The following is a 13,512-nucleotide window of genomic DNA, read 5'->3' as shown; positions in this document are numbered from 1 at the left end:
TCGGCCCAAGGGGCGGGATGGCTACACTCCCCTGAGTCGATGCGGGCCGGGCGCCTCTAGCCCGGCGCATCCGGATCACACAGAGGGAGTGGCCTATGGCGGTTGCATGGAAGAGGGTGAGGTGGCTGGCGGCATTGCTGGTGGCGGGACTGATGACGGGGTGCGCCGCCCTGGTGCCGGCCCCCATCGAATATCTGAGCCAGGATCCGCCCCCGGGGGCGCTGCCCCATGGGCAGAAGCGCTATGTGGATGATGGCAGGTGTCCGGCCGGTCAGGTGAAGCAGTTGATCGGAGGGGATGCGAAGAAGAATATCCCGCGCCAGGTGGAGTGCGTGCCGCGTCCGCAATGAGGCGGGACTCTGCTGGGTGAACTCACTGCAACAAAGAGAGCCGGGGCGATCGCCTCGGCTCTTTTCTATGGTTGCACGCCGACGGGGTGGCTAGAACGCATCCCCCGGCACCCGTACCCAGCCTTCCATCAGGATGCGGGCGGAGCGGGACATGATGGCCTTGGTCACCACCCACTGGCCGTCAACCAGGCGGGCCTCTGCGCCCACCTTCAGGGTACCGGACGGATGGCCGAAGCGCACCGCCTCGCGCTCGCCGCCGCCGGCGGCAATGTTGACGAGGGTGCCGGGAATGGCCGCGGCGGTGCCGATGGCCACCGCGCAGGTGCCCATCATGGCGTGGTGCAGCTTGCCCATGGAGAGGGCCCGCACCAGCAAGTCGATCTCGCTCGCGTTGACCTCCTTGCCGCTGGCGGTGCTGTAGTCCTTCGCCGGCGCCACGAAGGCGATCTTCGGGGTGTGCTGGCGGGTCGCGGCCTCTTCCTGAGTCTTGATCAGCCCCATGCGCAGGGCGCCGGCGATGCGGATCTGCTCGAAACGGGCCAGGGCTTGTGGATCGGTGTTGATGGCCTCGCGCAGCTCGGTGCCTGTGTAGCCAATTTCTTCGGCGTTAACGAAGACCGTGGGGATGCCGGCGCTGATCAGGGTGGCCTTCAAGGTGCCGCTCTTTACAACAGAATCCGGCACCTCCAGCTCATCCACCAGGTTGCCGGTGGGGAAGAGGGCGCCGCCCTCCTCGCCATCGTCTGAGGGGTCGAGAAACTCCAGCACGATCTCGGCGGCGGGGAAGGTCACCCCGTCCAGCTCGAATGCGCCGGTCTCCTGCACCTGGCCGTTGGTCACCGGCACCTGGGCGATGATGGTCTTGCCGATATTGGCCTGCCAGATCCGCACCACGCAGATGCCGTTGTCCGGGATGCGGGCCGGATCCAGGAGTCCTGCGTGAATGGCGAAGGCCCCCGCGGCGGTGGAGAGGTTGCCGCAGTTGCCGCTCCAGTCCACGAACGCCTTGTCGATGGCGACCTGGCCGTAGAGGTAATCCACATCGTGATCGGGCTGGCTGCTCCTGGAGAGGATCACGCACTTGCTGGTGGAGGAGGTGGCGCCCCCCATGCCGTCGATGTGGGCGGCGTAAGGGTCCGGGCTGCCGATGACCCGCATAAACAGCTTGTCGCGGGCCGGACCCGGCTGCTGGCAGCGTTCGGGCAAGTCCTGCAGACGGAAGAAGACCCCCTTGCTGGTGCCGCCGCGAATATAGGTGGCCGGGATTCTGACTTGTGGTGTGTGGGCCATAGAGATTGTCCTGATCGTGCTTGTTCGGGATAGAAGACGGCAGCTAGGGTGGCTGCCGTCTTGAGGTGGCGTTAGCTCGCGGCCTTGTGCGCGGTCGACGCCAGGAAGTCCTGGGCGAAGCGTTGCAGCACGCCACCGGCCTCGTAGACCGAGACCTCCTCGGCGGTGTCGAGGCGGCAGGTCATGGGCACCTCCAGCACCTCGCCGCTCTGGCGGCGCACAACGAGCACGAGATCGGCGCGCGGCTGGCGCTCACCCACCACATCGTACGTCTCGGTGCCATCGAGGCCCAGGGTGAGGCGGGTGGTGCCCGGCTTGAACTCCAGCGGCAGCACCCCCATGCCGATGAGATTGGTGCGATGAATGCGCTCGAAGCCTTCCGCCGCTATCACCTCCACCCCGGCCAGCCGCACCCCCTTGGCCGCCCAGTCACGGGACGAACCCTGACCGTAGTCGGCGCCGGCGACGATGATCAGCGGCTGCTTGCGCTCCATGTAGGTCTCGATGGCTTCCCACATCCGCATGACCCGGCCCTCCGGTTCGACCCGGGCGAGGGATCCCTTCTTCACCGCGCCGTTCACCACAGCCATCTCGTTGACCAGCTGGGGGTTGGCGAAGGTGGCGCGCTGGGCGGTCAGGTGATCGCCGCGGTGGGTCGCATAGGAGTTGAAGTCCTCCTCCGGCAGGCCCATCTTCGCCAGGTACTCGCCCGCCGCGCTGCTGCGCAGTATGGCGTTGGAGGGGGAGAGATGGTCTGTGGTGATGTTGTCCGGCAACAGCGCCAGCGGCCGCATCCCCTTGAGGGTGCGCTCACCCGCCAGGGCCCCCTCCCAGTAGGGGGGGCGACGGATATAGGTGCTCTGCGGGCGCCAGTCGTAAAGCGGCGCCACCTTGGGGCCTTTATCCTCCTCGAGGGTGAACATGGGGATATAGACCTGGCGGAACTGGGACGGCTTCACCGAGGCCTTGACCACGGCGTCGATCTCCTCGTCGCTCGGCCAGATGTCTTTGAGGCGAATTTCCTTGCCGTTCACCACCCCCAGCACATCCTTTTCGATGTCGAAGCGGATGGTGCCGGCGATGGCGTAGGCCACCACCAGGGGCGGGGAGGCGAGGAACGCCTGCTTGGCGTAGGGGTGGATGCGGCCGTCGAAGTTGCGGTTGCCCGACAGCACCGCCGTGGCGTAGAGATCCCGGTCGATGATCTCCTGCTGGATGGCGGGATCCAGCGCACCTGACATGCCGTTGCAGGTGGTGCAGGCAAACGCCACCACGCCGAAGCCGAGCCGCTCAAGCTCGCTGTCCAGCCCCGCCTCTTTCAGGTAAAGCGCGACTGTCTTGGAGCCGGGGGCCAGGGACGACTTGACCCAGGGTTTGCGCATCAGACCGAACTTGTTGGCGTTGCGGGCCAGCAGGCCCGCGGCGATGACGTTGCGCGGGTTGCTGGTGTTGGTGCAGCTGGTGATGGCGGCAATGATGACGGCGCCATCGGGCAGCAGGCCGTCCGCCTCCTGGGCGCGGGCCTTGACCAGATCCACCGCGATACCGCGCTCCGCCAGGGCGGAGACCGGCAGGCGGCGATGGGGGTTGGAGGGGCCCGCCAGGGTGCGTACCACGGTCGACAAGTCGAAGTGCAGCACCCGCTCGTACTGGGCTGCCGCCAGGGCGTCGGCCCAGAGGCCTGCCTCCTTGGCGTAGATCTCAACCAGCCTGACCTGCTCGTCGTCACGGCCGGTGAGCTTGAGGTAGTCGAGGGTCTGCTGGTCGATGAAGAACATGGCCGCGGTGGCGCCATACTCCGGCGCCATGTTGGAGATGGTGGCGCGATCGCCGAGGGTGAGGGCGGCGGCGCCCTCGCCACGGAACTCCAGGTAGGCGCCGACCACCTTCTGCTGGCGCAGGAATTCGGTGAGGGACAGCACCAGATCGGTGGCGGTGATGCCGGGGCCGGGCTTGCCGGAGAGCTCGACGCCGACGATCGAAGGCAGCCGCATCCAGGAGGCGCGCCCCAGCATCACGTTCTCGGCCTCTAACCCGCCCACCCCCACCGCGATGACGCCGAGGGCGTCCACGTGGGGGGTGTGGCTGTCGGTGCCGACGCAGGTATCCGGGTAGGCCAGGCCGCGATCGGCGTGGATGACCGGCGACATCTTCTCCAGGTTGATCTGGTGCATGATGCCGTTGCCTGGCGGGATCACCTCGATGTTCTTGAACGCCTGCCTGGTCCAGTTGATGAAGTGGAAGCGATCCTCGTTGCGGCGATCCTCGATGGCGCGGTTCTTCTCGAACGCCTGCGGATCGAAGCCGCCGCATTCGACGGCCAGCGAATGGTCGACGATCAGCTGCACCGGCACCACGGGGTTGACCTTGGCGGGATCGCCACCCTGATCGGCGATGGCGTCGCGAAGGCCCGCGAGGTCCACCAGGGCGGTCTGGCCCAGGATGTCGTGGCACACCACCCGCGCCGGGAACCAGGGGAAGTCGCGATCGCGCTTGTTGTGCACTATCTGGCCGAGGCACTCGCCGAGGATGGCCGGATCGCACCGGCGAACCAGGTTCTCGGCGTGGACGCGGGCGGTGTAGGAGAGCTTGTCCCAGGTGCCGGGCTGGATGGCTTCGACCGCCGCACGGGCGTCGAAGTAGTCGAGCGCCGTGCCGGGCAGGGGCTTGCGATATTGAGTGTTGATCATCACTTGCGCTCCTTGAGCGGCACGAACTGGAGATCCTCCGGGCCGACGTAGTTGGCGCTCGGACGAATGATCTTGCCGTCGATGCGCTGCTCGATGACATGGGCCGACCAGCCTGAGGTGCGGGCGATGACGAACAGCGGGGTGAACATGGCGGTGGGCACGCCCATCATGTGGTAGCTGACGGCGCTGAACCAGTCCAGGTTCGGGAACATCTTCTTGGCGTCCCACATGACTTCTTCAAGGCGCTCGGCGATGTCGAACATCTTGGTGTTGTGCTGCTCCTGGCTGAGCTCGCGCGCCACCTCCTTGATCACCTTGTTGCGCGGGTCCGAGACGGTGTAGACAGGGTGGCCGAAGCCGATGACCACCTCTTTCTTCTCGACCCGGGCGCGAATGTCGGCCTCCGCCTCGTCCGGGTTCTCGTAGCGCTTCTGGATCTCGAAGGCCACCTCGTTGGCGCCGCCGTGCTTGGGTCCGCGCAGGGCACCGATGGCCCCCGTGATGCAGGAGTACATGTCGGAGCCGGTGCCGGCGATGACGCGGCCGGTGAAGGTGGAGGCGTTGAACTCATGCTCGGCGTAGAGGATGAGGGAGGTGTGCATGGCGCGCACCCAGGAGTCACGCGGCTTGTGCCCGTGCAGCAGGTGCAGGAAGTGGCCGCCGATGGAGTCGTCGTCGGTCTCTACATGGATGCGCTTGCCGTTGTGGCTGAAGTGGTACCAGTAGAGCAGCACGGATCCGAGGCAGGCCATCAGCTTGTCGGCGATGTCGCGGGCACCCGGGTGGTTGTGATCGTCCTTCTCCGGCGACAGACAGCCCAGCACGGAGACCGCGGTGCGCATCACGTCCATGGGGTGGGCGCTCGGGGGTAGCTGCTCCAGGGCGGTCCTGACCCCGGTGGGCAGGCCGCGCAGGGCCTTGAGCTTGGCCTTGTAGGCGGCGAGCTCCGCCACATTGGGCAGATGGCCGTGCACCAGCAGGTGGGCTATCTCTTCAAACTCGCAGCTGGTGGCCACGTCCAGGATGTCGTAGCCACGGTAGTGCAGGTCGTTGCCGGAGAGGCCGACGGTGCACAGGGCGGTGTTGCCGGCGGCGGTGCCGGAGAGGGCGACGGATTTCTTCGGCTTGAAGCCGGTGGTTTCGGGAATGGCGCTCATCACATGTTTCCTCATTCAGTCCGTTGAAGCGCCGGCCGCCAGCATGAGACGGCCGGTCGCCGTCTTATTCCTTGGTAGACAGGTCCTTGGTGAAGAGCCTGTCCAGGGTCTGCTCGTAATGGTGATAGCCGAGGAAGTCGTAGAGGGACTCCCGGGTCTGCATGGTGTCGACCACGGCGCGCTGGTGGCCGTCGCGGCGAAGCTGCTGATAGACGTTGAGGGCGGCCTGGTTGGCGGCGCGGGCGGCGCTCAGGGGGTAGAGCACCATGTCGACGCCGTGGGCAGCGAGTGCCTCCTTGTCAAACAGCTCCGTCTTGCCGAATTCGGTCATGTTGGCGAGGATGGGCACCCCGGCCGCCTGCTTGAAGCGATCGTACTGCTCCAGCTCGGTCACGGCCTCGGCGAAGATCATGTCGGCGCCTGCCTCCACATAGGCGGCGGCGCGTTCCAGGGCCGAGCCCAGCCCCTCTACCGCCAGGGCGTCGGTGCGGGCCATGATGACGAAGCTCTCGTCCTGGCGGGCATCCACCGCCGCCTTGATCCTGTCCACCATCTCGGAAACCGAGACCACCGCCTTGTTCGGCCTGTGGCCGCAGCGCTTCTGGGCCACCTGATCCTCCATGTGGACGGCGGCCACCCCGCCGCGCTCGAAGGCGCGAATAGTGCGTGCGATGTTGAAGGCGCCGCCCCAGCCGGTGTCGATGTCCACCAGGAGCGGCACCTGGGTCGCGGCCGTGATGCGCTCGGCGTCGATCAGCACGTCGTTCATGGAGGTCATGCCGAGATCCGGCAGGCCGAAGGAGGCGTTCGCCACCCCGGCGCCGGAGAGGTAGAGGGCCTGGAAGCCGCTGCGCTCGGCCATCAGCGCCATGTAGGCGTTGATGGTGCCGACGATCTGCAGGGGCTTCTCGTTGGCCAGGGCAGTGCGAAAACGCGTCCCGGCCGAGGGGGATAGGTTGGACATGGTGACTCCTTTCATGGGGTGCTTGTCTGCTGTGGATGCTGGCTGTGAATACCATCATCTCACACTACGTTTACGTCAACGTCAATTATGCTTAGGTCCAAGGCCCGTCAATCTGCGGGCACCGGCGGCTTCCCTTCTGATAACTGCTTTTTATTCAATCGGATAGCTCTTCCTTCCCCAGGTGCGCCTGGTCAATGTCATGGCGCCGCCGTGGTGGTTCAGGGCCGATTCTGGCCTCTTCCCCGAGGGGGGGCAACGGATTAGCAGGGGGGTGTCATGAGATGAAAAGTGGCTGTCGCCCGATGCAAAGCGGACGTTCATGTAAATCCCTAGATTCACTCTGGACGATGTTTTCACCCATGAATGAATCTGGAGAACAGCCATGGCCAACGCCATACGCTTCTATGAAACCGGGGGCCCCGAGGTCCTGCGCTACGAAGAGGTCTCGGTCGGTGAACCCGGACCTGGCCAGGTACGGCTGCGCCACGCCGCGGTCGGCCTGAACTACGCGGACACCTATTTTCGCAACGGCACCTACCCGATCCCGCTGCCCAACGGCCTGGGGGTTGAGGCGGCCGGGGTGGTGGAGGCGGTGGGCGAGGGCGTCACCAGCGTCGCCGTCGGCGATCGCGTCACCTACACCGGCTTCATCAATACCCTCGGCGCCTATTCGACCGAGCGACTGATCCCGGCCGCCCCCCTCATCAAGCTGCCGGACAACATCTCCTGCGAGACCGCCGCCGCCATGACCATGCGCGGCCTCACCGCCGCCTACCTGATGCGCCGCATCCACGACTTCAAACCCGGTGACAGCATACTGCTGCACGCGGCGGCGGGCGGGGTTGGCCTCATCGTCGCCCAGTGGGCCAGGCTGCTGGGGCTGACGGTGATCGGCACCGTCTCGAGCGACGCCAAGGGCGAGCTGGCCCGGGCCCACGGCTGCGACCACATCATCGACTACAGCCGCGAGGATGTGGCCACCCGGGTGCGCGCCCTGACCGGCGGCGCCGGCGTCGACGTGGTGTTCGACAGCGTCGGCAAGAGCACCTTCATGGGCTCGCTTGATTCCCTCAAGCGCCGCGGCCTCATGGTCTGCGTCGGCACCGCCTCCGGCCCCATCGAGGGCTTCAACCCCCAGTTGCTGGCCATGAAGGGCTCTCTCTATCTGACCCGTCCGGCGCTCGCCGACTACATCGCCGATCCGGCGGAGAAGACGGCCCTGGCGAACGAGCTGTTCGACCACGTGGCCAGCGGCCGGATCAAGATCGAGATCAACCAGCGCTACGAGCTGCAGGATGCGGCGGCGGCCCACCGGGATCTGGAGGCGCGCAAGACCACGGGCTCCTCCGTCTTCGTTATCTAGGGCCCGAGCTCTCCGCCCCATGGGGCGGGGAACTTGTCCGGTCGCCTGACTTGTCATCTAGGGAGAGAGACATGCGTGTAGAACAACTGACTTGCCATATCGGCGCCGAGCTCAGCGGCGTCCAGCTGGCGGATGCGGCCCACGACGCTGGGCTGTTTGCCGAGATCCGCGCCCAACTGCTGAGGCACAAGGTGCTGTTCCTGCGGGATCAGGAGATGAGCCGCGCCGATCACGTGGCCTTCGCCCGCCGCTTCGGCGAGCTGGAGGATCACCCGGTGGCGGGCAGCGACCCGGATCACCCCGGTCTGGTGCGCATCTACAAGTCGCCGGAGGTGCCCAACGATCGCTACGAGAACGCCTGGCACACGGATGCCACCTGGCGCGAGCAACCCCCCATGGGCTGCGTGCTGCGCTGCGTGGAGTGCCCGCCGGTGGGGGGGGACACCCTCTGGGCCAACATGGCGGCGGCCTACGCCGCGCTGCCGGAGGAAATCAAGCAGAAGATCGCCGGCCTGCGCGCCCGCCACAGCATAGAGGCGAGCTTCGGGGCGGCCATGCCCATGGAGAAGCGGCTCGCCTTGAAGGCCATGTTCCCGGACGCCGAGCACCCCGTGGTGCGCACCCACCCGGAGACGGACGAGAAGATCCTGTTCGTCAACGCCTTCGCGACCCACTTCACCAACTACCACACCCCGGCGAATGTCCGTGTCGGCCAGGACTACAGCATGGGGGGCAGCGATCTGCTGCGCTACCTCATCAGCCAGGCCTATATCCCCGAGTTCCAGGTGCGCTGGCGCTGGCAGCCGGGCAGCGTGGCCATCTGGGACAACCGCAGTACCCAGCACTACGCCGCCATGGATTATGCCCCCTGCCATCGCAAGATGGAGCGGGCCGGGATCATGGGCGACAAGCCCTTCTGATCAATCCCCGGGCCCGCGCCCGGGGGATGTCACCACGCCAGGCGCTTCATGGAAGGCCAGCCAATTTAAGGAATGAACAGATGCAATTCTTTGACGATTCCCTGCACCCGGAAAACATGGAGAAGGTGGTCATCACCGTCGCCCCCTACGGCCCCGAGTGGGCGCCGGGCGACTTCCCGGAAGACATACCGGTGACCATGGAGGAGCAGGTCCAGAAGGCGGTCGACTGCTACGAGGCGGGCGCCACCGTGCTGCACCTGCATGTGCGCGAGCTGGACGGCACCGGCTCCAAGCGTCTCTCCAAGTTCAACGAGCTGATCGCCGGGGTGCGCAAGGCGGTGCCGGACATGATCATCCAGGTCGGCGGCTCCATCTCCTTCGCCCCCGAGAGCGAGGGGGAGGCGGCCAAGTGGCTCTCCGACGACACCCGCCACATGCTGGCGGAGCTGACCCCGAAACCGGATCAGGTCACGGTGGCCATCAACACCACCCAGATGAACATCATGGAGCTGCTCTATCCGGAGTACCTGGAAGGCACCTCGCTCGCGAACCCAGCCTACCAGGCCGCCTACAGCGAGATGACGGTGCCGGCCGGCCCGGCCTGGGTGGCCGAGCACTTGAAGCGCCTGATGGCCAGCGGCATCCAGCCGCACTTCCAGCTGACCGGGATGCACGCCCTGGAGACCCTGGAGCGGCTGGTGCGCAAGGGCATCTACATGGGCCCGCTGAACCTCACCTGGATCGGCATCGGCGGCGGCTTCGACGGCCCGAACCCGTTCAACTTCATGAACTTCGTCCACCGTGCGCCAGACGGTGCTTGCGTCACCGCCGAGTCCCTGCTGAAAAACGTGCTGCCGTTCAACATGATGGCCATGGCCATGGGGCTGCACCCGCGCTGCGGCATCGAGGACACCATCATAGGCCAGCACGGCCAGCGCATGAGCTCGGTGGAGCAGATCCAGCAGTGCGTGCGGGTCGCCCACGAGCTGGGCCGCGAGGTGGCCAATGGCAAGGAGGCCCGCGCCATCTACCGCATCGGCGTGCAGTACGACAGCATCGAGGAGACCCTGAAGGCCAACGGCATGGCGCCGAATCGCGTCCCGGGTCAGCTCGGCGTGCCGCAGCGCTGAGCCAGTCGGGTCGCGGTGTGAAAAAGAAACGCCGCGACCCGCCAACACCGTTTGCCAAGAGGGCGTCAGCCCTTGCACTATGCAGCATCCGGAAAGCTGAGCGATGTATCAGTAGTGGGTGCCCGGTGGCTCCGGCCACCGGGACCCAGACCGGGAACCTGCCAATTTGGAGTAGCACGAGGGATTGTATGGCTACGTATCGTATCGATGACGACGCCGAGGCCGGCAAGGTTGCCGTGCCCCGCCGCTATGCCTGGATAGTGTTTGCGCTGACCTTCGGTCTGCTCATCTCCGACTATATGTCGCGCCAGGTGCTCAACGCCGTCTTCCCCATGCTCAAGGGGGAGTGGGCGCTCTCGGATACCCAGCTTGGCCTGCTGAGCGGCATAGTCGCGCTCATGGTCGGGCTCTTGACCTTCCCGCTCTCTTTGCTCGCCGACCGGTTCGGGCGGGTGAAGAGCCTGGCCCTGATGGCCGCCCTCTGGAGCCTGGCCACCCTGGGCTGCGCCCTGGCCCAGAACTACGAACAGATGTTCGTCGCCCGCTTCCTGGTGGGAGTGGGGGAGGCCGCCTACGGCAGCGTCGGCATCGCCGTGGTGGTCTCCGTCTTCCCGCGGGAGATGCGGGCCACCCTCTCCGGCGCCTTCATCTCGGGCGGCCTGTTCGGCTCAGTGCTCGGCATGGCGACCGGGGGCGTGCTGGCCCATTTTCTGGGCTGGCGCTGGGCCTTCGCCGGCATGGCCCTGTTCGGCCTGGTGCTGGCGGCGCTCTACCCCATGGTGGTGAAGGAGTCGCGCATCGCGACCCCTTGCCGCACAGCCAGGGGCAAGGCTGGAGAGCGCAGCCCGCTGCGCAGCCTCTACTCCAGCCGCTCGGTGATCGCCGCCTATGTGGGCAGCGGCCTGCAGCTGTTCGTCGGCGGCACCGTCATCGTCTGGATGCCGAGCTACTTCAACCGCTACTACGGCATGGCGACGGACAAGGCGGGGGCGGCGGCGGCCATCATAGTGTTGTGCAGCGGCGCCGGCATGATCCTGTGCGGCATGCTGAGCGACAGGCTGTGCAAGGCGCGGCCGGATCGCAAGATAAGCCTCGCCATCGCCTATTGCCTCGGCAGCTGCGTCCTGCTCTCCCTGGCGTTCGCGCTGCCGGTGGGCCTGGCGCAGATACTCCTGATCTGCCTCGGCATGTTCATCGCCACCGGCACCTCGGGCCCGGCCGGCGCCATGGTGGCGAACCTGACCCACGCCAGCATCCACGGCACCGCCTTCGCGACCCTGACTCTGGCCAACAACCTGCTGGGCCTCGCGCCCGGCCCCTTCATCACCGGCAAGGTGTCCGACCATATCGGGCTGGACAACGCCTTCCAGCTGGTGCCCCTCATCAGCATCGCGGCGGCGCTCGTCTTCCTCTACGCCAGGCGCCACTACCACAAGGACGTGGCCCGGCTGGAGGGGGAGGCGCAGCCCAGGGGCGCCGGCGCCTCCGTCATCGAGCCGGCCCCCGCCGAGGCGAGGATCTGAGGCCCTGGGGGCACATGAGTTTTATCCGTCCGGCGACGATCGCCGGATAGGGGTTGATCACAGGGAGACAAGGGCATGGGCAGTACCCTGCACAATACGCTGAACATAGAGGTCTATTTCGATTTCATCTGTCCCTGGTGCCTGATCGGCAAGCGCCAGCTGGACCAGGCCCTGGCACTGCTGCGGGCCGAGCGCCCCGGGTTGCAGGTGACGCTGCGCTGGCGCGGGGTGCAGTTGCTGCCCCAGCTGCCGGCCGGGGGGGAGGATTTCAACGCCTTCTACCTGCAGAGGCTGGGGGGCGAGCAGGCGCTGCGCCTGCGCCAGGCCCAGGTGCGCGAGGCTGCGGCCGGCGTCGGCGTGACCCTGGACTTTGGCCGCATCCCCCGCATGCCGAACACCGCCGATGCCCACCGCCTGTGGCAGCGGGCCGGCGAGCTCGGCACCCCTGAGCAATGCGAGGCGCTGCTGGAATCCCTGTTTGCCTGTCACTTCCAGCAGGGGGGGGATCTGGGGGACTGTCATACCCTGCTCGATCTGGCTGCCGCGGCCGGTTTCGCCACCGACGCCCTGGTGGGCGGCCTGGAGGGGGACGGCAGCCCCTTCTGCGGTACCGCCGAGGGGGCCGCCAGCCGAGGGGTACCCAGCTTCGTGCTGGGGGGACGGGTTCTCTCCGGGGCCCAGCCGGTGGAGCGCCTGCTCGCCAGCCTGCGTCAGGCCGTCGTGACCGAGGGCACGGCGGCGCAAAGGCGCATCGCCGTGCCAGCCAGCCGGGTGCCGGCGCCGGGCAAGCGCGCCCTGATCGAGGAGGGGGGCAGGAGCCTGGTGCTGTTCAACATCGATGGCCGCTTCCACGCCATCGACGACGGCTGCCCCCACCAGGGGGCGTCGCTCTGCGGCGGCAAGCTGGAGGGAGAGGTGATCCAGTGCTGCGCCCACGGCCTGCGCTTCAACCTGAACACCGGCTATCTGCTGGGCTCCACCCAGCTCAGGGTCAACCGCTACCCGGTCGAGCGGGCGGGCGACCAGCTCCATATCGTCGTTGCACCGGAGGAGGACATCCCATGCACGCGTTGAACCCCGCCGTCACCGCCCGCGTCTCGCGGGTGCGCGAGCTGGCCCCCGGCATGGCGGTCAGCCTGGTGGTGGCCGCCGCCGCCACCTTCCTTTCCGAACACTACGGCGCCCCCGTGCTGCTGTTTGCCCTGCTGCTCGGCATGGCCCTGAACTTCCTCAGCGCCGAGGGGAGCTGCAAGGAGGGGATCGCGTTCACGGCCCGCAGCGTGCTGCGCATCGGGGTGGCCCTGCTCGGCATGCGCATCACCCTGGGCCAGATCGCCGAACTCGGCTGGATGCCGGTTGTCCTGGTGGTGACCCTGGTGGTGGTGACCATAGGCCTGTCGGTGGTGGTGGCCAAGGCGATGGGCTTCCAGCGTCTGTTCGGCATGCTGACCGGCGGTGCCACCGCCATCTGCGGTGCCTCCGCCGCCCTGGCCCTGGCCGCCTCCCTGCCCAATCATCCCCAGAAGGAGCGCGCCACCCTGTTCACGGTGATCGGGGTCTCGGTGCTCTCGACGCTGGCGATGATCACCTACCCCATGATCGCCCGTTTCTTCGAGCTGACGCCGGTGGAGGCGGGGGTCTTCCTCGGCGCCACCATCCACGACGTGGCCCAGGTGGTGGGGGCGGGCTACAGCATGTCCACCGAGACCGGGGACGTGGCCACCGTGGTCAAGCTGATGCGGGTCGCCATGCTGCTGCCGGTGATCGTCGCCGCCGCCATGCTCACCCGGATGCAGGGGGCGGACGGCGCCTTGGACAAGCGCCCGCCGCTGCTGCCCATGTTTGCCGTCGGCTTCCTGGTGCTGGCCTGCATCAACAGCACCGGCTGGGTGCCCGCCCTGGTCCAGAGCGGGGTCAACGATCTGTCGCGCTGGTGCCTGGTGATCGCCATCGCCGCCATCGGCATGAAGACCCAGTTGAAGGAGCTGGCCTCGGTCGGCATCAAACCCATCCTGTTGATGGTGGGGGAGACCGCCTTCCTCGCCGCCCTGGTGCTGGTGCTGATGCACTGGGGCATCAAGCCGTAACGAATAGAGAAACCCCACCCCTCCCCTTGGCAGGGGTG

General features: G+C 66.9%; 11 protein-coding genes. 7 read left to right on the top strand and 4 right to left on the bottom strand.

Going from position 1 to position 13,512, the window contains the following annotated elements; translation table 11 throughout:
* The first annotated feature begins 95 nt into the window (after positions 1-95).
* The gene (locus tag BN1132_RS14925) at positions 96-350 is read left to right on the top strand and encodes a DUF6719 family protein (RefSeq protein ID WP_157005451.1); all 255 of its coding nucleotides are present in this window, start codon (positions 96-98) and stop codon (positions 348-350) included.
* Positions 351-440: 90 nt separating this feature from the next.
* On the opposite strand, the gene prpF is transcribed toward BN1132_RS14925, so the two are convergent.
* The 4 genes from prpF to prpB all read right to left on the bottom strand — a co-directional run bounded on the left by prpF (position 441) and on the right by prpB (position 6,451).
* On the bottom strand, positions 441-1,640 hold the full coding sequence (prpF, locus tag BN1132_RS14920) for a 2-methylaconitate cis-trans isomerase PrpF (protein WP_042078528.1): 1,200 nt from the start codon (positions 1,638-1,640) through the stop codon (positions 441-443).
* 71 nt (positions 1,641-1,711) lie between these two features.
* Positions 1,712-4,330, bottom strand: a complete 2,619-nt coding sequence (gene acnD, locus BN1132_RS14915; RefSeq protein WP_209428976.1) for a Fe/S-dependent 2-methylisocitrate dehydratase AcnD — start codon at positions 4,328-4,330, stop codon at positions 1,712-1,714.
* The gene (gene prpC, locus BN1132_RS14910; protein WP_042078526.1) at positions 4,330-5,487 is read right to left on the bottom strand and encodes a bifunctional 2-methylcitrate synthase/citrate synthase; all 1,158 of its coding nucleotides are present in this window, start codon (positions 5,485-5,487) and stop codon (positions 4,330-4,332) included. The genes acnD and prpC overlap by 1 nt, the downstream gene beginning before the upstream one ends.
* A gap of 64 nt (positions 5,488-5,551) precedes the next feature.
* Positions 5,552-6,451: a methylisocitrate lyase gene (gene prpB / locus BN1132_RS14905; protein WP_042078524.1), complete on the bottom strand. Its 900-nt coding sequence runs from the start codon at positions 6,449-6,451 to the stop codon at positions 5,552-5,554.
* Positions 6,452-6,833: 382 nt separating this feature from the next.
* Between prpB and BN1132_RS14900 the strand changes: the two genes are divergently transcribed.
* The 6 genes from BN1132_RS14900 to BN1132_RS14875 all read left to right on the top strand — a co-directional run bounded on the left by BN1132_RS14900 (position 6,834) and on the right by BN1132_RS14875 (position 13,474).
* Positions 6,834-7,814, top strand: a complete 981-nt coding sequence (locus BN1132_RS14900) for a quinone oxidoreductase family protein (protein WP_042078523.1) — start codon at positions 6,834-6,836, stop codon at positions 7,812-7,814.
* 71 nt (positions 7,815-7,885) lie between these two features.
* Positions 7,886-8,734, top strand: coding sequence for a TauD/TfdA dioxygenase family protein (locus BN1132_RS14895; protein ID WP_042078522.1), 849 nt, complete (start codon positions 7,886-7,888; stop codon positions 8,732-8,734).
* Between the two features lie 80 nt (positions 8,735-8,814).
* Entirely contained in the window at positions 8,815-9,864 is a 1,050-nt protein-coding gene (locus BN1132_RS14890) for a beta-keto acid cleavage family enzyme (RefSeq protein WP_042078521.1), read from the top strand.
* Between the two features lie 188 nt (positions 9,865-10,052).
* Positions 10,053-11,387 (top strand): MFS transporter, encoded by a 1,335-nt coding sequence (locus BN1132_RS14885; protein ID WP_042078519.1) that lies wholly within the window; start codon positions 10,053-10,055, stop codon positions 11,385-11,387.
* Positions 11,388-11,462: 75 nt separating this feature from the next.
* Positions 11,463-12,461 (top strand): DsbA family protein, encoded by a 999-nt coding sequence (locus BN1132_RS19735; protein WP_084202970.1) that lies wholly within the window; start codon positions 11,463-11,465, stop codon positions 12,459-12,461.
* Positions 12,449-13,474, top strand: a complete 1,026-nt coding sequence (locus tag BN1132_RS14875; RefSeq protein WP_042078518.1) for a YeiH family protein — start codon at positions 12,449-12,451, stop codon at positions 13,472-13,474. Before BN1132_RS19735 ends, BN1132_RS14875 begins: the two co-directional genes overlap by 13 nt.
* Positions 13,475-13,512 lie beyond the last annotated feature (38 nt).

The sequence above is a fragment of the Aeromonas sanarellii genome (assembly GCF_000820085.1).
GTDB lineage: Bacteria > Pseudomonadota > Gammaproteobacteria > Enterobacterales > Aeromonadaceae > Aeromonas > Aeromonas sanarellii.
This window is presented reverse-complemented; position numbering and strand designations above follow the sequence as displayed.